This window comes from Nostoc linckia z4, from assembly GCF_002608075.1.
Taxonomy (GTDB): Bacteria; Cyanobacteriota; Cyanobacteriia; order Cyanobacteriales; family Nostocaceae; genus Nostoc; species Nostoc linckia.
Window position 1 is genome coordinate 13,053 of the sequence record NZ_LAHA01000075.1, and the last position, 20,217, is coordinate 33,269.

At 41.1% G+C, this 20,217-nt stretch carries 18 protein-coding genes; 7 read left to right on the plus strand and 11 right to left on the minus strand.

Annotated elements, in window-relative coordinates; translation table 11 throughout:
• Positions 1-198: 198 nt before the first annotated feature.
• A complete protein-coding gene (locus tag VF06_RS34285) occupies positions 199-432 on the minus strand; it encodes a hypothetical protein (protein WP_099071943.1) in 234 nt (77 codons plus the stop codon).
• Positions 433-592: 160 nt separating this feature from the next.
• Between VF06_RS34285 and VF06_RS34290 the strand changes: the two genes are divergently transcribed.
• On the plus strand, positions 593-2,761 hold the full coding sequence (locus VF06_RS34290; protein WP_099071942.1) for an NAD(P)/FAD-dependent oxidoreductase: 2,169 nt from the start codon (positions 593-595) through the stop codon (positions 2,759-2,761).
• Here the strand turns inward: VF06_RS34290 and VF06_RS43150 are convergent.
• On the minus strand, positions 2,751-2,957 hold the full coding sequence (locus VF06_RS43150; RefSeq protein ID WP_180267604.1) for a hypothetical protein: 207 nt from the start codon (positions 2,955-2,957) through the stop codon (positions 2,751-2,753). The two genes, VF06_RS34290 and VF06_RS43150, sit on opposite strands and share 11 nt — an antisense overlap.
• A 39-nt stretch (positions 2,958-2,996) precedes the next feature.
• Positions 2,997-4,481, minus strand: a complete 1,485-nt coding sequence (locus VF06_RS34300) for a hypothetical protein (RefSeq protein WP_099071940.1) — start codon at positions 4,479-4,481, stop codon at positions 2,997-2,999.
• Positions 4,482-5,480: 999 nt separating this feature from the next.
• Here VF06_RS34300 and VF06_RS34305 point away from each other — a divergent pair.
• The 3 genes from VF06_RS34305 (at position 5,481) to VF06_RS34320 (ending at position 9,253) form a co-directional block, all read left to right on the plus strand.
• Positions 5,481-6,935, plus strand: coding sequence for an aminotransferase class V-fold PLP-dependent enzyme (locus VF06_RS34305; RefSeq protein WP_099071939.1), 1,455 nt, complete (start codon positions 5,481-5,483; stop codon positions 6,933-6,935).
• Positions 6,936-7,022: 87 nt separating this feature from the next.
• Entirely contained in the window at positions 7,023-8,288 is a 1,266-nt protein-coding gene (locus VF06_RS34310) for a sulfite oxidase (protein ID WP_099071938.1), read from the plus strand.
• 182 nt (positions 8,289-8,470) lie between these two features.
• Complete coding sequence (locus tag VF06_RS34320; RefSeq protein WP_099084298.1) at positions 8,471-9,253, plus strand: sulfite exporter TauE/SafE family protein; 783 nt, start codon at positions 8,471-8,473, stop codon at positions 9,251-9,253.
• A gap of 158 nt (positions 9,254-9,411) precedes the next feature.
• Here VF06_RS34320 and VF06_RS34325 read toward each other — a convergent pair whose 3' ends face one another.
• From VF06_RS34325 to VF06_RS34335, 3 genes are all read right to left on the minus strand, one after another.
• Positions 9,412-10,911 (minus strand): hypothetical protein, encoded by a 1,500-nt coding sequence (locus VF06_RS34325; protein WP_099072700.1) that lies wholly within the window; start codon positions 10,909-10,911, stop codon positions 9,412-9,414.
• Positions 10,912-11,056: 145 nt separating this feature from the next.
• Positions 11,057-11,830 carry a TIGR03943 family putative permease subunit gene (locus VF06_RS34330; protein WP_099072699.1) on the minus strand — a complete coding sequence of 258 codons (774 nt, stop codon included), beginning with the start codon at positions 11,828-11,830 and terminating at the stop codon, positions 11,057-11,059.
• Positions 11,831-11,940: 110 nt separating this feature from the next.
• Positions 11,941-12,993 carry a permease gene (locus VF06_RS34335; protein ID WP_099072698.1) on the minus strand — a complete coding sequence of 351 codons (1,053 nt, stop codon included), beginning with the start codon at positions 12,991-12,993 and terminating at the stop codon, positions 11,941-11,943.
• Positions 12,994-13,744: 751 nt separating this feature from the next.
• On the opposite strand from VF06_RS34335, the gene VF06_RS34340 reads away from it, so the two are divergent.
• The gene (locus VF06_RS34340) at positions 13,745-15,106 is read left to right on the plus strand and encodes a sensor histidine kinase (RefSeq protein ID WP_099072697.1); all 1,362 of its coding nucleotides are present in this window, start codon (positions 13,745-13,747) and stop codon (positions 15,104-15,106) included.
• Positions 15,107-15,180: 74 nt separating this feature from the next.
• Here the strand turns inward: VF06_RS34340 and psbA are convergent, their stop codons facing one another.
• Positions 15,181-16,251 carry a photosystem II q(b) protein gene (gene psbA / locus VF06_RS34345; RefSeq protein ID WP_099072696.1) on the minus strand — a complete coding sequence of 357 codons (1,071 nt, stop codon included), beginning with the start codon at positions 16,249-16,251 and terminating at the stop codon, positions 15,181-15,183.
• 742 nt (positions 16,252-16,993) lie between these two features.
• Positions 16,994-17,587, minus strand: coding sequence for a Uma2 family endonuclease (locus VF06_RS34350; RefSeq protein ID WP_099072695.1), 594 nt, complete (start codon positions 17,585-17,587; stop codon positions 16,994-16,996).
• A gap of 288 nt (positions 17,588-17,875) precedes the next feature.
• On the opposite strand from VF06_RS34350, the gene VF06_RS34355 reads away from it, so the two are divergent.
• Positions 17,876-18,640: a Uma2 family endonuclease gene (locus VF06_RS34355; RefSeq protein WP_099072694.1), complete on the plus strand. Its 765-nt coding sequence runs from the start codon at positions 17,876-17,878 to the stop codon at positions 18,638-18,640.
• 16 nt (positions 18,641-18,656) lie between these two features.
• Here the strand turns inward: VF06_RS34355 and VF06_RS34360 are convergent, their stop codons facing one another.
• The 3 genes from VF06_RS34360 to VF06_RS34370 all read right to left on the minus strand — a co-directional run bounded on the left by VF06_RS34360 (position 18,657) and on the right by VF06_RS34370 (position 19,420).
• The gene (locus VF06_RS34360) at positions 18,657-18,908 is read right to left on the minus strand and encodes a ribbon-helix-helix domain-containing protein (RefSeq protein WP_099072693.1); all 252 of its coding nucleotides are present in this window, start codon (positions 18,906-18,908) and stop codon (positions 18,657-18,659) included.
• Positions 18,909-18,982: 74 nt separating this feature from the next.
• A complete protein-coding gene (locus VF06_RS34365; protein ID WP_099072692.1) occupies positions 18,983-19,201 on the minus strand; it encodes a type II toxin-antitoxin system HicA family toxin in 219 nt (72 codons plus the stop codon).
• The gene (locus VF06_RS34370) at positions 19,202-19,420 is read right to left on the minus strand and encodes a type II toxin-antitoxin system HicB family antitoxin (protein ID WP_099072691.1); all 219 of its coding nucleotides are present in this window, start codon (positions 19,418-19,420) and stop codon (positions 19,202-19,204) included.
• Positions 19,421-19,510: 90 nt separating this feature from the next.
• On the opposite strand from VF06_RS34370, the gene VF06_RS34375 reads away from it, so the two are divergent.
• Positions 19,511-19,735: a DUF4926 domain-containing protein gene (locus tag VF06_RS34375; RefSeq protein ID WP_099072690.1), complete on the plus strand. Its 225-nt coding sequence runs from the start codon at positions 19,511-19,513 to the stop codon at positions 19,733-19,735.
• Positions 19,736-20,217 lie beyond the last annotated feature (482 nt).

Here is a 20,217-nt window from a genome sequence, read left to right on the forward strand (position 1 = left end):
TTGAAAAGCACTATAGGATTCATTAGCAACCTCAAACCTCTATCGTTCATTTAGTTGCTTGTGAGGCATGAATCCAAAATTGCAAGCGAATCCAGACAGATAATTATTCTCATCTAATAGCGAAAATGCATAGCTCAGCCCGCCGTAGGTTGAGCCAATATTCCAGTATTTATATGCTCAACCACAGATAGCACAATTCTAAGAGAACTTTTCCCAGGCTTGGGCAACTAACTGGCTCAACCAACGGCGTTGTTGCTGGTCTAGCAAAGGATCTTCCGCTAACACCTGAGCAGTTAATTCTTCCAAAGATTGACCCTGAGCGCGGACAATTTTAACAACTCCAGCGATGGCACTGGCAACTAATTCTTCATCAATGGGCTGTTGTCGCAGAGCTACAATTTCCTGGGGGCTGTCTGGAATGGGATAATTCATGGCGTGGGTTTACAGTTTTACAAAATGAACAATAAATTTGACAAAATCTTAAAATTTCTTCACCGAATCTTTACGTAACTATTAGGGCGGAGTTTACCTTATTTCGTGCCTTCATAAAATCTGTCTAAGTGAATAGATCCATCGGAGATGTCAGGAAAAGATGAAAGAAATCCTTTATTTAGAAGTTCCAACTGCGGATATCGCTGCTGTGCGTCAGTGGTTGCAAACAGATTTTCAGCCGGGATATGGGGAAAAAGTGCTGACAACAGAAGGCTTCCGCCTCAAAATTACTAACGCTACTACAACTGCTGGCGCGGCGATTTCCCAAAACTTGCCTGAAGAACTTTCTGTATTTACTTGGTCAGTGCAACGAACTACTTACCTAAAAGTGTTTCGTTGGGCAGAAAAACCCTTTCCTCAAGAAAAAGAAATCCTGCAACAACTAACCAAAGAAATCAGAAGCCGTTTTCCGCATCATTATCCTGAACCCCCAGCAATTGATTTATCACAGCAATCGATTTTTGAGGCTCTAGCTCCCTACTATCCCCTCACCGTCAAGTATTTTCAGAAAATGCCCAACGGAGAATATGACCTTAAACGCGCCTACTGGTGGGAACAGCGATGGCGTCAAGGGGTACGAAATCCGCAGCAGCCGCGACAGGTGGTGTTTTCGAGGACTGGAAACTGGGTAAGAGGTAGGGGAGACAAGGGAGGGGGGGGAGACAAGGGAGAGGGGGTAGAAAATTCTTCCTTGTCTCCCTTGTCCCCCTTGTCCCGCTCATCCCCGATTTACGACCTGATTTACATCGGCGGCGCACTAGGCGTTATCCATGCAGCAGTGATGGCAAAACTGGGATATAAAGTCTTGCTGGTGGAAAGAATGCCATTTGGGCGGATGAACCGAGAATGGAATATTTCCCGCGATGAGATTCAAAGCTTGCTTAACCTGGGTTTAATCACCCCCGCAGAGTTAGATACCATCATTGCTAGAGAATACAAAGATGGATTCAATAAGTTTTTCGATGCTAATAATCCAAGGAAACTGCGATCGCCTGTATTGCACACACCCACAGTGCTGAATTTAGGCTTAGATTCCGAAAAGTTGCTGCAACTATGTGGGCAAAAGTTGCAAGCAGCAGGCGGTCAAATTTGGGATGAAACAGAGTTTATCCGTGCAGATATAAATGAATCACAAGTTGTCTTAAAAGTCAAGCATCTATGTAGTGAAATTGAAAAACAAGTAAGTGGTAGACTACTGGTAGATGCGATGGGAACAGCTTCCCCCATTGCTTGGCAATTAAATGGCAACCGTGCCTTTGACAGCGTGTGTCCCACAGTGGGAGCGGTCATTGAGAGCGGATTTGCACCGGAGGTATGGGATTCGGAATTAGGAGACGTTCTTCACAGTCACGGGGATATTTCGCGGGGAAGACAGTTGATTTGGGAGTTATTTCCCGCAGCAGGTGATGAACTGACGATTTATTTGTTTCATTATCACGAAGTCAATGCTCAAAACCCTGGTTCCCTGCTGGAGATGTACGAAGACTTTTTCACAATATTGCCAGAGTATCGCAGATGCGATATGGACAAATTGGTATGGAAAAAGCCGACATTTGGGTATATACCGGGGCATTTTAGTACTGGGAGTAGCGATCGCCAAGTCGCCTTCGATCGCTTGATTGCCATTGGTGATGCCGCATCGCTGCAATCTCCCCTAATTTTCACAGGTTTTGGTTCCCTGGTTCGCAACTTAGAGCGGTTAACAAAGCTCTTGGATATTGCCCTCAAGTATGACTTATTAAGCTTCCAACACTTAAATCGAATTCGCGCCTACCAAACCAACGTTTCAGTCACATGGTTATTTTCCAAAGGCATGATGGTACCCACAGGGAAATTTTTACCACCGCAACGAGTGAACGCCATGCTTAACACCTTCTTTGGACTGTTAGCAGAAGAACCTCTAGAAGTGGCAGATAATTTCATCAAAGACAGATGTGATTGGTTTACCTTTAACCGCCTAGCACTTAAAGCAGCCAAGAAAAACCCAGCCTTGCTTCTCTGGATTTGGCAACTTGCTGGTTCTAAGGACTTAGTGCGATGGCTTGGTAGTTATTTGACTTTTTCTCGTCATGCCCTAATTAGTACTTTACTGAGTGCTTGGTTCCCACAGTTTTTAAACCAAGTAGGTTCTTGGCTAGAAAAGAGAAATCCGGCCCTATGGCTGCGCCTGCAAGCAATTAACTACGCCATCGCCACAGGCAAACCGCGATCCGCCAGTGAGTTCGCAGAAACTAGCCCAAAAGCCATTGTTGAGAAATTTAGTCATTAGTTATTGGGCATGGGGCATTGGGCATTGGGCATTGGGGATGGGAAGAGGACAAGGTAGACAAGGTAGACAAGGTAGCAATCTTTCTCTCCGAAGTTCTGATGGTCGGAAACCTCCGCTCAGACTTCTCTCCTTGTCTCCCTTGTCTCCCTTGTCTCCCTTGTCTCCCTTGTCTCCCTTGTCTCCCCCATCTCCCCATCTCCCCATCTCCCCATCTCCCCCATCTCCTTCATCTCCCTCACCCCTTCGTCCCCTTGGGTGGAAAATTCGGTAGTTCCACAGATGCTAATGACTTGCGTCCTTTGGGTGGACGCTGGGGATAAACTACGGGTGAGGGTGAATTGGCTTCATTGGCATTGTCGCCTAACAATTCTGGCGGTAAATCCAGCTGTGTCATTTGTGGAACTTCTGACCAGTAGTCTTCAGTTTCTTCGACAAATATCTTGGGGCTAGATGAAGTGGGTGTAGTTGTGGGTGGGTTGATTTCTATGTGCAACTGCTCTTGTTCTGGATTTTCTACTTCCCCATCATCCTCTAGAATTGTTGCTACAGTTTCCCACACAGGGGCATCACCCACATTATTATCCACATCTGTTTTCGCTGTAGCTGATGATGTAGATGCAGGCTGGGAGTTAAAGAACATTTGGATGAGACTATCTAATTGCTGGTTTAAGTTTGATGACTCTACAGGTGAAACGCTTTCTGTTGTATCTGGAGAATCATTAATTTCTGGAGAGGAAGGTGGTTGCGCTGATTTTGTCACGTCTTCCTTCACTGACCAGTTCCAAGAGGATGAGGAAGTGGGAGTGGGTTGATTGGTTTGGAATGGCAGGGTTGGTGACGGTTCTGCCCAAGAATGATTGGGATTATCACTCAAGGATTCTGATTCTGCTGACCAAGGTTTAATTGGCTGTGCATTGGGGAACAAAGAACGAGCTTTTCGAGAAAATCTTCCTTGTGTGGAAGTGATATCTTTAGGATGTTTTGCAGTATCTTCTAGGGAATCATAGCCAGGAACGGGTGTGTCTAAGCACTTCTCCAGAGCCGCCTTAAATTGCAAGGTCTGGCGTTGTTGGCGCATGAGTCTAGTGCGTAATTCGCGGCAAGCATTTTCTGATTGCAATAGTTTCTGAGACTGTTCGTCGTTGTTCGTGTGTAGCAACGTACATTCTCGTTCTAACTGGGCAAGGCGTTGCTGACTAATTTGTAGCTGTGCTTTGTGAGTTTCGATAAAAACTTCTTGGCGTTGAACAGTTTGTAGGGCAGTTTCTAATTGTTGAAATAGCGACTTTATCTGTTCTTGAGCCGCAGCTAATTCCTGAGCTTGTTGGTTAAGCATGGACTCGGTGACGCTGGAACGCGTTTTCTGCCACTGCAAAACCTTTTCAGATTCGGCGAGGTTGTCTTTTAGCTGCTCTACTTGTTCGTACAACTGATTGTTGGCCCCACGCAATTCTTCGTTCAATGCCAGCAACTTCTGAAATTCGGAGTCAACAAGTGCTTGTTTACCGCTGTCAGGCTCTGCAACCCAGTCTTGCTGGGTAGTATCTTCCGAAATTTGTGTATCTTCAGCTGGCATGAGCAATGGCAATTGGGAAATCGCCGTATTCTCATTAGGCATAACAGAGTAGAAGGGACAATTCGCCTGCTTTGATTGTGGCGAATCAGCAGAATTTAGGGATTCCATCGCAGTCCCCTTATTTAAGATGTCAGCTTCATTCATCACTCTTGACCCACTCGCTTAAAAATATTCAGCAGCGCTGGCGTTAGCATTGCCGATAGACTTGTGTCCGATCGGGATTTGCTCTAGAAGCTAAGTTTAACTCTCTCTCAGGATAGAGTAATCAGTCATCAATCGGTATTACCTATTTTTTATCTAGACTGATGCCGTTATAACACTATGAGGCTCTTTCCCGTCAAGAATAGGAAAGCTTGGGAAAGTAGGTAAATGATGAGATGAGGCAGAGGCTAAAGGCCAGACTTGAAAACTCAATTGGATTGCTGGATTTAGTTTTTTATTGTGAGATGACTATTTATCATATTGTTATTTTTAATTCTATCCATCCAAAGATATACCTTAGACATATTTTGGGACGCGTTTTTCTATTGATTTATTTGTTACTTAAGATTGGTATCTGTATCAACATTTACTATTCCATAGAATTTTCGGGTTCTGGGCGATCGCTATCTCATCTCAGTAACTAACTAAGGGGTTTTGCTGCAACCTGTTTTGTCATGAAATTTTGATAATTAAGAATAAATACTGAATATATACATAAAACAGAGTAATAAATTTAGTCAGTATAAAAGTAAAACTTTTTTTAAGATTGCTCTTAACTTTGCAGAAGGTTTTTTCGCCATCGACATATACCTGGTAAGAATTGTAGGCTTAATAAGCCAGAAGCTATTTTTATTTACTTACATTCAATTCATGAAGTTTATTTGATAACTACAAGAAAACTAACTTAAGTATACTTAACCACATCAAATAATTTATTACTAAGTATAAAAAATGACAAAAATATTTTTTAATTAGGTATTGATACTGCTTACAATTCCTAATTATTTATTAAACAATGATGGAAATCACTGATGCTTGTGTCTAAAGTTACGTAACTTAAAACACTGAAATTCTTCAACTGGAATCTGATTATTCTGCGAAATCAAGCTGAGTGTTGTTGCACTTGCCAAGAAATAAAAATTTAAAATAGGGGTGCTAAAAATGACCAATATCTTCACGTTGGATACAAAAATCAAGCAAAAAAATGCTCGGTTACCACTATTTGCAGAAAATTTTGATAGCTTTTGGCACAAAGAAATTAAACCGTTATTTACAGACGAGTCTTTGTCCTTTAAAGTAAAAACTTTGAATGGCAACTATGTTAAGTACATCAACTTAGATAATGGAGCCACAACCACTCCCTTTGCAACTCTCAAGCAATATGTAGACAATATGCTTGATACTTACGGCAGTGTACATCGAGGTTCTGGGCAGAAATCGGTTATTACGACACGAGAATATGATGCTAGTAGGGATATCATTCGGGATTTTGTAGGATCGTCTTCACAAAATTATGTCATCTTTGCGAAAAATACAACAGAAGCAATTAATGGAGCCGCTACACTTTGGGCAAAAAAACCTGGAAAAATCTTAGTTTCTGATATTGAACATTCATCAAATTTATTGCCTTGGATAACTAGAGACGAAGTTGTGCAATACAGAACCCAGTCAGATGGAAGTATCAGTTTGACTGAAATAGAAAATATCTTCAAGGCACATCAAAATCGTCCGCAAGCAGAGCAAATTAAGTTACTGACTATTACAGGCGCTTCGACAATTACAGGTTATAGACCTCCGATTTACCAACTTGCAGCTTTAGCACATAAGTACAATGCAAAGATATTTGCCGACGTGTGTCAATTAATTCAGCACGAACGAGTGGACATGCGTCCAGATAATGACCCATGTCATTTGGATTTTGTGGCATTTTCTGGACACAAAATGTATGCACCTTATGGAACTGGGGTTTTGCTGGGGCCAAAAGAATTTTTTGATAGCTCCTACCCTTATCAAATTGGCGGTGGAAACCTGCCTTATATCACCAGAAACTTAGAAATCAAGCGTTTTTACACAGAACGTGCCCACGATCCTGGAACACCAAACGCGATGGGTGCGATCGCCATTGCCAAAGCGATTCAAATTATAGAAGGATTGGGGCGTTCGCGCATAGCTGAGTACGAACATTCTTTAGTGGAGTTTACATTTACACAGCTTGCGAATATTCCTGGTGTAAAAGTCCATATTGGAGGAGATAATTTAGCCCATGTTATTCCCTTTGATATCGATGGGTTTGACGGACGTTTAGTGGCAGAAATTCTGGCACAAGAATATGGCATTGGGGTTAGGGCTGGGGCTTTTTGCACATACGAATACATTCGCAAACTCAAGAATATTTCAGACGAACAAGACCTAGAGATTGCCAAAGAAGTAGACCAAGGAATTACCCGCAACATTCCTAGTATTATCCGAGCTAGCTTTGCTGTATATAATACATTAGAAGATTGCCATCGCTTTATTAATGCGATCGCTCAAATAGCTCAAAACAAATTTGATTACTATTTGCCTAACTACACGCAAGATGAAACCACTGGTGTTTGGACAGTGAAAGAAAGATAGTCTGTTGATTGTTGACGGTTGACGGTTGACTGTTGACGGTTGACGGTTGACTGTTGACGGTTGATTGTTGCCCAAGGACGAAAAAAAATGACAAGTGACCAGGAGGATTATCTACAGGCGCGGGTTGAAGAGTACATTTGCCTCAAAAGTGCAGATGCGGGTATTTCGCGGCAGAGGTTTCTGCAAATATTAGCCACTATGGTTGGTGCAACAGCCATTGGAGGGGCGGCTAAACCAGCAATTGCCTATGCTCAGACAGGTGTTAAAACCAAACAAAGCAAAATACTTAAGGCATTACCACCGGGATATATCTCTCATAGCAAAGGCACATTAGAGATGAACTGGGAAGCGATGTATGGGCGTGGGTACATAGTACCAAATGATTGGTTTTACGTTCATAACCGCAGTACTCCTCCTCCCTTTGACCCTTCTACATGGCGATTGCAGATTCATGGAACAGGTGTTTCTCAGCCTTGTGAGTTCACTTACGATGAAATCATCGCCATGCCATCTATCTCGGTTACTTGCGCCATTGAGTGTGCTGCCAATGGTCGGCGCTTCTTTGAAGAAGCTTACAACAGACCACTCTCTGGAACGCGCTGGAGGCTTGGGGCTATTGGTGTGGCTGAGTGGACTGGCGTACCACTGGGATTATTATTAGAGCGAGCTGGACTGAAATCTACAGCAAAAGATGTACTCATTGGAGGTGCGGATTTAGATTCACTCAATTCAACCAATAAGTCCAAGTTCAACAGTGTAGTTCCCATTAGCAAAGCATTAGCAGATAACTCCCTCATCGCCTACGCCATGAACGGAGAACCATTACCCCCAGATCATGGTCAGCCGTGCCGTGCTTTATTTCCTGGTTGGGGAGGAAATGCCAACGTTAAATGGATTGAGCGGATTGAAGTTTCTGAAAAGCCGATATACACTCCCTGGGTAACCGAGCAAATGGTGTTGATTGGTGCAGACTATCCAGCTATTGCTCCCTATAAAGGCCAGTTGATTACATATCAAAATGTTAAAAGCGCCTTTGAATTGGCTTGGCCAGCTACACTTTCTCCCCAAAGTCACCTACTGCGTGGTCGTTCTTGGTCTGGAAAAGGAAAGATTGTACGGGTGGAAGTGAGCCTCGATGGTGGGAAAACTTGGCAATTTGCACGACTGAGAGAACCAAATTTTCCATTTGCATGGGTACGTTGGGATATGGAATGGAACCCAGTTCCCGGCGAATATTTTCTGCAAGCTCGTGCCACTGACAATTTAGGTAACACACAACCGACTACAGTTCCGTGGAATGACGGCGGGTTGATGTATGGGGGCGTTGTTAGTCATCCGGTGACAGTGAGGTGAGTGGGGATGAGGGAGATGGGGAGGTAGGGGGAGTGGGGATGAGGGAGATGGGGAGATGGGGAAATGAGGGGATAGGGAAGTGTGGGGAGTGTGGGGAGTGTGGGGAGTGTGGGGGGAAAGATTTCTTCCTCATCCTCCCACACCTCCCACCCCTCCCACACTTCCTGCTTGCCCCATGCCCCATGCCCCATGCCCCAAATTGGTTGATTTTAATGACTGGGGGTTTGATATCTGGAGTTATAGCTGGACTTTTAGGAATAGGCGGGGGTATTGTGACGATTCCTCTTTTAGTCACATTAGGTTATGCTCCCATTCAGGCGATCGCTACTAGTAGTGTTGCTATTGTGATTACCTCAATTTCTGGAAGTTTACAAAATTGGTGGATGGGCTATTTTGACTGGAAACGAGTATTTTATTTAGGAATTCCAGCTTTCTTAACTACCGGAATCGGCGTATATTTCGCTAATAAAATTCCATCCCACGTAATACTTTTTACATTTGGAATTATACTACTTATTAATATCTATTTAATTGACCTTCGTAAACAACTCTTGTTGAAGCAAAAAGAAGATACAGCACCAATATTTAATCCATTAGTTTCTAAAATTGGCACCGGAGGAGCAGCAGGAATTTTAGCAGGTTTATTTGGTTTAGGTGGTGGTACGATTATGGTGCCCTTACAAATGTTACTTTTAGGAGAAGAAATTAAAGTAGCAATCCAAACTAGTTTAGGCGTGATTGTAATTACTGCCTTAGCTGCTTGTACCGGACACACATTAGAGGGAAATATTCTGTTGATTCCAGGTTTAATTTTGGGCTTTGGAGGACTATTAGGCGTGCAAATAAGTACTCGCACATTGCCAAAATTACCAGATTCTACTGTTAGTTTATCACTTCGTATTTTCTTAGGAATACTATCAATTTATATTTTCTGGAAAGCTTGGGCAAATTATCAATTGATATAAAAGAGATTGGGCATGGGGCATGGGGCAAGGGGCAAGGGGCAAAGGGCAAGGGGCAAAGGGCAAGGGGCAAAGGGTAAAAGAAAGATCCCTCCTTTTACCTTTTCCCTTTTACCTTTTCCCTTTTACCTTTCCCCTTGGCAAAGCCCCTCCCCATCTCCCTAAGGCAGCCACCGGGGACGAAAACCAGCCAAGGGGAGTTGTTCTGGTCTAATTTCTACGGTTGCAGTGTCGGCGATGGGTAATAGGGGCATTAGCCATAGGCTACTGGTAGCGATCGCGTCTCCGTCATCTGTTTTCAAGGTGTTTGTAGGTAATGTGGTCGATGGGTTTGTCTGCGGTACTACTTGGTCAAATAACAAGCCTAAACCGTCAGGAGATAAACTCATTTGCACATTTCGCTGTTCGGGAGGAAGTAATAACAGTGGTTTTTGTTGGGCGGTTTTCAGGTCAATTGCCACTACATAAGGTTGTTCTATGTATTGTTCTTTGGATATTAACTGTGTCAATAAGCAGTAGAGGGTAGGTGAGGCGGTGTCAAATTGACAGTTGATTATTGAGCCTGTTGTTTTTACTAGTTGTTTCTGCACGCCTTGGTTTGTGACTAAAAACAAATCTCGCGTGTAATCGGTATTGAATTTTACCATTGCTGCCTGGGAGCCATCTTTGGAGAAAGCCTGTACTAAGCCAAACTGGGGCAGAAAATCTAATGGTTTACTGGCATCTCCTTGCAGTGGTAAGATTGCTGCTCCTTGTCCTTGGGCCACTGCTACGGCTTTGCTATCTGGGGTAATGGTAAAGTCTCCCCCTGGTTGGCTTTGCAAGCGTTTAGGGGTGGGTTTTTCTCCTGAGGCGTCGCTGGTTGCTGGCATAAACCATAGTCCAAAGTCGCCGGGATTAGCTTTGTTTCCTCGTTGGATGACAATAGTTTGCCCGTCGGGTGATAAGTCAAATTTCAGGTTTTGATAATCTTTACTATCTAAAATTAGGTCAACTCTGCCAGCTGGTTCTACTTCGCGCTCAGATTTACCAGCAACGCCGGTTGTTACTGTGTACAGCTGGGCTGAAAGTAAGTCTGAGTTCTTGCTGCTACGAGCCGAAAATAAAATTTTCTCCCCATCCGGAAATGACTCAAACTCCATGACGATTAAGTCTTTGGGGGTAAGTAGGGTTTTTTGCTCTTGGGTTAAGTTGTAAAGAATTAATCTTCCTTGTTCTTCTTGTTCAGTTCCTATGTAAAGGATGACGCGATCGCGTGTGCGGAAGCTACCCACAAAGGGCTGGATTGTGCGATTTGTACCTTCTTGCTCAGCAAACTTATCTTTGGCTGCCTGTAACTGTACTTTATAATTTGTGCCATAGGGTGCTGGTGTGAGCAGTGTATAAACCATTCGCCGCCCCGCCCAACTGAATTTACCTGCTAGAGGCGGGTCAATTTTGAAGTTATTCTCTACGCTTTTAGTGTCCATTGGGCGACTAAAGGTGAGGGCAAAGGAATTATCTTCTGCACCGATTTGTTGATTTTGCCAGGTAAAATCTCGGACACGAGCTGTTACCACATCACCTTTCAACATTATCAACCCAATCAGTACACTCAGGAGTAGCATCAATGCGATCGCTATGCGATCGAGTGGTTGAATAAATGCTTTTGATTTAGTCATTGGATATGGGGCATGGGGCATGGGGCATGGGGAGATGGGGAGATGGGGAGATGGGGAGATGGGGAGTAATTGCTTTTAATTCTTAACTCCTAACTCCTAACTCCTAACTCCTAACTCTTTACTCAACAGTCAACATTGACAATAACTAATAACTATAAGGATTCTGCGGTTGAGGAATTTTTTTCAAAGAAGTAGCAGCAATGGTAAGTTGACGTTTACCTGAGAGATTTTCTGTTATCATTTGCCCTTCAACTTCTAGCCAAGTATCGGCGGGGAAACTTTCTCCATCGTTGGGGAGTTTGACGGGTAATCCTATGGGATAAGCGTCTGCTGCACAGCAGCTTAAAACAAATCTTGCTAAAAATAAATACTGTTTGCCTAAATCTGATGGGTGAATGACAAATCCTTGTACCTTAGCTTTTTGTCCTGTGTAAGAATCTGGTTCTGGATAGACATTTAGGGTGCGTACCCAGTCTACAATCGTTCGCTCTTCCGGACGAACAGATACTCGAAAGGCTTGGGGTTTAATGCGTGTGGTTCCCAATAAATCAGCAGTTACACCTCTTTGCAGTGCTTTGTCACTAGCAAAAACTTGGGGTGTAATGATGAAACCCAAAATTGCTGCAATTAATAATAATGCACTACCCCAACCGGGGGGAAATAAACTAATATGCTGGGTGTTTGGTATGACATCCCGGCGGCGTCGTTGCCATAGTTCCAGGATTTTGAAGCAACCAATAAGAATTAAGCTGATACCACAGACAATTACCAACGAAAAATAATTGGGATGAATCAATAGGTTCAGCTTGTTAGTTAACCAATATCTCAGCATCAAAATACCCCAAGTTGTAATTGCTAGGGCATCTAGCCAAGGAAATAGGAGAATTGGAATTTTTGGTTTGGGATTTTTTTTAGTCATTGATTATTGGGCATTGGGCACTTGTAATGAGCGTAGCCGTTGGCGCAGCCTCTCGCAGAGAAGTATGGGCCATTGGTTAAAACCAACAATTAACAAACAACAAAGAGTTTTTAAAAGACGTGCAAATTGAGGAAAAGTGTGAACAGAAATGTTAATTGTCCTGCTAAGGCAAATAGGTAAAAGACTGTTTTGGGCTTAAAAATCGATAACATCAAACCTACACCTTTGATATCAATCATGGGGCCAAATACTAAAAATGCTAGTAATGAACCACTGCTAAAAGTTGAAGCAAAAGACAGGGCAAAGAAAGAATCAACTGTAGAACAAATTGACACTACCACTGCCAATATCAGCATGACTACAATTGAAGTAATGGGGCCAGCGCCCAAACTGAGAATTAATTCACGCGGTGCTAGGACTTGAATAGCAGCGGCGATGGCACTTCCTAAAACCATGACTCCGCCTAATTCTCGTAATTCTTGAACGCTATTATCTATCGCTAGACGTAGTTTATCTGCAAAGGGTTTGTTAGGTGTTGAAATGATGGTAGGCGGTATTGAATTCGGATCTATCCGCAGCGGTATACCTGCTTTTCCTCCTAAAATATAAGTCCCTGATTGCAAGATATTCGGTACTGTTGATTCCTGTTGTACTTGGTAACCCTTACCACGCCGTTTAGTTTCAGGCGACGCGGGAGGATTAAATTTCATATAGCGAGCGATGGCAGGTTGGACTATGGGATTTAAGTCTTTTTGAAAACTGAAAACAAAGCCGATAATTGTGGCAATTAATAGAGAAAATACAACCCGTAATACTACTATTTCTGGCTGATCTCGAAAGGCTGTCCAAGTTGCCCAAATGACAACTGGGTTAATTGTTGGTGCTGCTAGCAAAAAACCAATTGCCACTGGTGTGGGTACTCCTTGAATTAGGAACCGCCGCGCTACCGGTACATTCCCGCATTCACACACCGGAAATAAAAAGCCGATCATACTGCCAACTAAAGCACCCAAAAGCGGATTCCTGGGCATTTTTTCTACTAATTTGCGCTCATCAACGAAAAATAGCAGCAAACTGGAGAATAAAACCCCAAGAAGCAAAAAAGGCATCGCCTCGACTAGCAGACTTAGAAATAGCGTAAAACCATTGTTGAGTTGATTCATGGGCGTCGCTGTCAAAAGCGGTTTTGAGTTTTAGGGTTCTGCCTTGTCATTCTATCGAAATGGGGATCAAAAGCAGTTCGGAAAAATTAAATATGGTTTAAATAACAAGCTATCGTGCGGTTTGATTAAAGTTAAAGCGCTGCAAGCCTTGGATTTAAAGCATATAGTGATATTTATCTGAGTAGATGTACTGATGATGACCATTCCTAAGATTGCTTAAGTTCAGAAATTGTTCCAATTATAAGGGGCAAGTAGCTGCATAGATGTTTTGAAATTTCCCTATGTTTATACTGACAGTAATTTCCTAAATCAGATATTAGCTGGGCTATATTTTCATCAAGGATTTACAGTTATTGAACATTTGGCGATCGCTGTTTGTCAAAAGTCCTTTCTTTAAAAGTTCTGTACTTTGACGGATGTCAAAGCTAGAAGCTAACAGAAGACACATAGCGAATCACCACTTTATCACCAAAACTCGGCGCATTCTGGGGGATCTTGCTACAGACTTTGTGCTTTTTCCTTTGTCAATGCCCCGTGCCCAACGATGGATAACCAATATTTGAGCTTTGGTTGATTTTTTACTACAAAAACCTTAAAAATGCAAGAGCAAATTATTCTGGTTTAGGTTGTTGACTGTTGACTGTTGACTGATGACTGTCATCAGTCATCACTCCCCACTCCCTTTTCATTAATGACAGAGGCTAAGATATTAGCTTATTGTTGACTTGTCTTGCCAAAATTAGGGTGTATAGTGCCAGAAGAATTCAGTTGTTGTCATATCTCGCCGCCGTTTTTGTCTGTTGGTAGCGATGGCGATCTCAATTTAGATTCGACTCTCCAAGAACTATCGATGTACAACTTCCCTGTGGAAATTAGTTGTACTGCTGGGGAAGTGGCTCATTTTTTAGAAAAATATCCACTGCTACCAGGAATAATTTTAGTAGAGCAGGGCGAGTTCGTGGGAATGATTTCGCGGCGACGACTTTTAGAATTTTTAATTCGCCCTTATGGACGAGAGTTGTTTATTCAGCAACCATTAGGCACACTCTACAGCTATGCACGCACGCCGATTTTGCTGCTTGGTGAGACGACATTAATTTTAATTGCGATGCAACTGAGCTTAAAGCGATCGCCAGAATTATTATCAGAACCAATTGTAGTGCAAACTGCTTGTGGTGCTTACAGATTATTAGATGTCCAGGAATTAAATTTTATTTCTTGGCAAATTCGGGGCATCAAAAATTTTGTCCGATACGAACGCAGCCAAGCCCAAATGATTCAAAATGATAAAATGGCAAGTTTGGGGCGTTTGGTAGATGGTGTAGTCCACGAAATTTTAGACCCCGTGGGTTTTATTTGGGGAAACATAACTTACGTTTCAACTTACAGCCAAGATTTACTCAAATTAATAGCAGCTTACGACCAAGAATTACCATCTTTTTCTCAGACAATCGAGAAACTTAAAGAAGAAATTGAATTTGATTTTTTAGAACAAGATTTATTGCAATCCCTTGCTAGTATCCGCACTGGAGCCGAAAGATTAAAAAGACTAGTCACCAGTTTACAAAACTTCTGTCATCTCGATGAACTTTACCCTAAACCTATAGATTTACATACCTGTATTGATAATATTATTTTATTAATTCATAGCCGGATTCAAGGAGAAATTGAAATCATCAAATCCTATGGACAATTGCCACCAGTGTATTGCTTTATGGGGCAATTAAATCAGGTTTTAATTAATCTTTTAAGCGAAGCTGTGGATACTTTACTGAATGAAGCAGTGAGACAACAACTGCATCTAGAAGATAAAAAAACTCTTAAAAAACCCCAAATTAAGATTACTACAGAGGTGATTTCACAAAAACCCAGTAAACCACATGCACCAGATTCTCGCTGGATTTTAATTCGCATTGCTGACAATGGCCCTGGAATGTCTCAAGAATTGCAAGAGCAAATTTTAGAATCTTTTTCTTTGGAAAGCAAAAATGGTAAAGAAACTAGTTTAGCAGTTAGTTATCGAATTATAACTGTCAAACATGGCGGTAAATTTAATTTGCGATCGCAACCAGGTGTGGGGACTGAATTTGAAATTATTTTACCCTTAGTTTGATTTAATTTTAGCTAAAAAAACCTGCCCAGAATTAGAGGCAGGTTGAAAAATTATCAAAATTGATATGGGGAATTTTAGCTAACTGGAATAGGCTGACCGCTAGAGAGAACCAAAGGAAAATTATGGACATTGGGAGCGTGCATTACATTTAAACCAAGATTGGCACGGTTCAAAATATCAGCGTCGGTTCTAATGACTTCACCCCGACTATCTAAGATGGAATGATTAAAGTTAAAACCATTGAGATTAAATGCCATTGAACATACACCCAATGCTGCAAACCAAATACCCACTGTTGGTAAAGCTGCTAATAAAAAATGGAAAGCACGATGATTTTTACTAGCAAAGGTAGGAATCAATAACCGTCCCAAAAAGCTATAGTGTCCTGCTAAATAATTGTAGGTGAATTTCCGTTGACCAAATTTATATCCGGCATTAATTGATTCATTTTCATCAGTATTGCGAATTAGCGTTGAAGTCACTAAAGAACCATGCAAAGAACTCAATAATGCACCGCCAAAAATACCCGCGACACCCAACATATGGAATGGGTGCATGAGGATATTGTGGTCGCCTTGGAAAGCCAACATAAAGTGGAAAGTTCCAGCAATTCCCAAAGGTAAACCATCAGAAAAACTACCTTGACCAATGGGATAAACTAACAAAACGGAAGTAGCAGCAATGACGGGTGCAGAATAAGCGATCGCTATCCAAGGTCGCATTCCTAAACGATAGCTCAATTCCCAAAATCGTCCTATTAAACACCAAATACCAATGAGAAAATGCAGCACAATCAATTGATATGGCCCGCCATTGTAGAGCCATTCATCCATTGATGCAGCTTCCCAAATAGGATAAAAGTGCAAACCAATAGCGGCGGAAGTCGGCACAACTGCGGCTGTAATAAAGTTATTCCCATCCATCAACGAACCTCTAATTGGCTCACGAATACCGTCCATATCTACACTAGGAGCAGCAATAAAAGCCAAAACAAAACAGGTAGTGGCGGCTAACAAGGTGGGAATCGCCAACACACCAAACCAGCCGATGTAAATGCGGTTTTCTGTGCTAGTAATCCAGCTACAAAAACTGTCCCAGAAATCAAAAAAATTAAATTCTTTTTGACGTTGAACAATGGTACTCATAATCTTTAACTCCTAAGCAATGCCAAGTTGAAAATTTTGGTGTTGCTGAATCAGAGTATGAATTGATTTTTCGCGATGACTCAATAACAATTCTTTGCAAATAAGAAATCGGTAACGCTCAAAGGCAAATACGTGAGACTAATTCATACATTTCATTTAGCAACGCCGTTTTCTCAGATAATTTTGCTGATTTTATATGTTGTATATGACGTATATAGTAAAAATGCTAGTGATAGTTACGACCTATATACAACATGAGTAGTATGGAAAAGTCCTGAATTATCAAGGTACTTCAAGCAATAGTTAAATATCTCTATCTTGAAGTTAGAGCAAAAATTTGAGGAACTTGTGAAGAAATACGGCGTTTATAAATTAATCTAATCAATAGCAAGGAACTGGTGACTGGGTGAAAGTCTAATGTTTTAACCACCTTGGCTATTACTATATTGCCTCTAATACCAATTCACCAAAATATTGATACACATAAAATAAATTGTACGGGCGAACGGCTGTTCGCCCCTACGCTTACGCAATGGCTGTACCTTGCGGGAAGGCTGAGCTTGTATTTGTATTATTTATAAAGTGAAATGGTATAAGGCAATCAAGATGAAGCGAATTTTGTAGTCAAATATCAAAGTGGTCTTTTCCCATTCCCTACTCCCCACTTTTAAGACAGAGTTACACAGAGATTTGTACCTCAGCAGACTAGGAAACGCTATATTTGTACAGTTATATTCAAAAATTACTGCTGAATTCCTTTGAGAAACTCTGTTCTTGCTTCAATTATTGAAGGCATTAAAACACAACGTACTAACAAATTAATATCCAAATTGGGCAGTAATTTACTTTGAGTGATTTTATCGTAATTATCATTAGTTAGGTGATATACAGATATTTGGTTATTTTCCCAAAACCAGACTTCAGAAATTTTAAACCGCTTATATTTTTCTAATTTATCAATACTGCCACTAGTAATATTTACTTCAATTGCTAAATCAGGATTTTCTTTCTTTTCTCCTAAATAATAAGATTCATCAGGTTCAAATGAAGCACTTTTTTCCTTAGCACGACGAGTAGCACTACCTACAGGGATAAAATTTATACGTAATTCAAACAAGTAAGCTTCGAGCAATATAGCGATTACTTTTTTTAGCATTTCATGTTGTTCGCCAAGAGTCATAAATTCCACACACCCATCAAGATAAGTTATCCGTAAACCTGGTGCATCTCCTATCAAGGTTTCAAGTTTCTCAAACTCTTCCCAAGTGTAATGACCAGGTAAGAGAAACCGTTGTTCTTCAAGGGTAGTCAGTTTGTCTAGAGTTTGTGGAATCATATTCTTGTATGAAATCTTAAGTTTATTATAGTTAGCGCTGCTGATTAATTAATCCAAAAATTGCAATCTAGTCCACACTATACAATTGTGTTTCATTGATAGAATAAAAGTTGGGCGATCGCACCTGATGAATTAACGCGATAATTCCAATATATTGACTATAAATAATCCGATGAATGCTTTTAACAGTACTGTTTTATTTATCAGATAAAATAGTTAACTGTTAACCTCGATTGTTTTTAGTATTATAGATATATTTGCTGCGGGCTATGCCACTGATAAACAGCCATGTCAGAAACTACCTTACCTGCACCTTTAATTGAAATTCCACCCAGCCAAGCAGAACTTCCTTATGATGATGGTGTTCCAATGGAAAGCGCACGGCACAGAGCTGCTATGAACTTGCTGATAGATGCCTTAATTCCTTGGTTATCACAGCGAGAAGATGGGTTTGTCGGCGGCAATATGTTTATCTATTACAGTCTGGCGCAGTTACGCAACAAAGACTTTAAAGGGCCAGATTTTTTTGTAGTGTTGGGTGTCCCAAAAGGAGAACGCAAAAGTTGGGTGGTTTGGGAAGAAGAAAAAGCACCGGATGTTGTGATTGAATTGCTTTCTGAAAGTACAGCCACAGCAGATAAAAACGAGAAAAAGCTGATTTATCAAAATCAAATGCGCGTACCGGAATATTTTTGGTACGACCCATTTAACCCAGATGATTGGGCGGGTTTTTCAATCCAACAAAGAGTTTATCAACCCCTGGTTGTTAATGAACGCCATCAATTGGTGAGTGAATCCTTAGGCTTAGCCTTGCAGCGCTGGCAAGGAAATTACAAGGGAATTGATGCGACTTGGTTACGCTGGGCAACATTGGAGGGAGAATTACTGCCAACACCCGAAGAACAAGAACGCCAACGAGCAGACAAAGCAGAGTCACAGTTATTACAAACAGCACGCAATTTACTAGCGAGTGGAATGACGATAGAACAGGTGGCGACAGTTACAGGTTTAGATGCGTCTGCCATTGAGCAATTGATTTCAACATCTATCTAAGTTTTCTCAAACTCAATCAGGCTTTGTTAATTCTTTCCCAGATTTTTTGACGGATATTTTCCCAATCTTGAATAGTCATTTCTGTTGCATTTCCAGAGTTTAATCCTTCCAAAAGCATTGTTTCAAGAGGTTCTTTAACTTTGTTTTTTTGGTCTTGTCCCACTAATTCACGAAAATATTCCCTGACACTGCTGTAACTACCTTCAGCTACCTGTTGTTCTACATAAATTAGCATGGTGTCAGGTAAGAAAATATTGATACTTTTCAAAAAGTTATTTTATAAATCTGTTTTTCTATATTATTGCAGTTTTTAGAATTACTCAAAACACGATATTTTACATTTCATTTATTTTCAAGAAATTCATCAATTGTAATTTCTGCCTGTCGAATCAAACTTCTAAGTAAACCAGGTGCTAATTCCCGATGATTGGGAATTGATAAAGTTGGTTTTGATTCACACCAAAGCATCATGTGGCTTCCTGTTTGGTGATCTAATACATAACCAAATTTTTTAAAAATCTTGACAGCTTCCTTACCGGAGATATTTGATAAACGTCCCATTTACACTACAACTTCCCCGATAAAAACTTGCAATTCTTGAGCAGTATAAGGTTTGCCATGTTTTGCTTGGACGTGGAGATATCCTGTAATCGCGTCTTTAATATTTTCAATTGCTTCATCTAATGTTTTGCCTTGACTTACACAGCCTGGAAGTTCAGGAACCTCAGCAATATAGCCTTCATATTCTGAATCAAAGGTAAAAATTACTTGAAATTTCATAATAAATTAATCTTCTATATAGCGCCTAGAATAAATATAACGCTCAAATCCTAAGTTCGTTAATTCATACCCACTAAAACGGAGAAAAGAATGATTCAAGAACTTGATAGGGTTATTCTAACTAGCAATCTCCCAGAATATAGTTTAGAAAAGGGTGATATAGGTACAGTTGTTTTAGTACTTCAAGGTGGCAAAGGATATGAAGTTGAATTTGTCACATTGGATGGTGAGACTGTGGCAATTGTTTCACTCCACAGCATACAAGTACGTCCCATTGGAAAAAGAGAAATTGCGCGATCGCACCTGATCAATTAATGCGATAATTCCAATACATTTAGTCTAAATCCACAAAAGCGATCGCACCTTTTCTCAACCCTCCACATTCCATAAAATTATCCTGCTATCAGGTTTTGAACTTGCAAATCAAGTTTTGGACTTCTAAATCAAGTTTTGGACTTCTAAATCAAGTTTTGGATTTCTAAATCAAGTTTTGGACTTCTAAATCAAGTTTTGGACTTCTAAATCAAGTTTTGGACTTCTAAATCAAGTTTTGGACTTCTAAATCAAGTTTTGGACTTCTAAATCAGCTATAACAGCAATTTTCAAGACGACGTTGTAGGCGCAGAACGCAACACGGTTCGGATAAGCAGTATGAACTTCCCTTGTGGTCTGGAAAAAAGTTAATGGTTCGACCCTTCTCTACGAGAGGCTTCTCTACGAGAGGCTTCTCTACGAGAGGCTTCGCCAACGCCAACGCCAACGACAAAGCTCAGGACAGGCAAGCTCACCAACCGGGG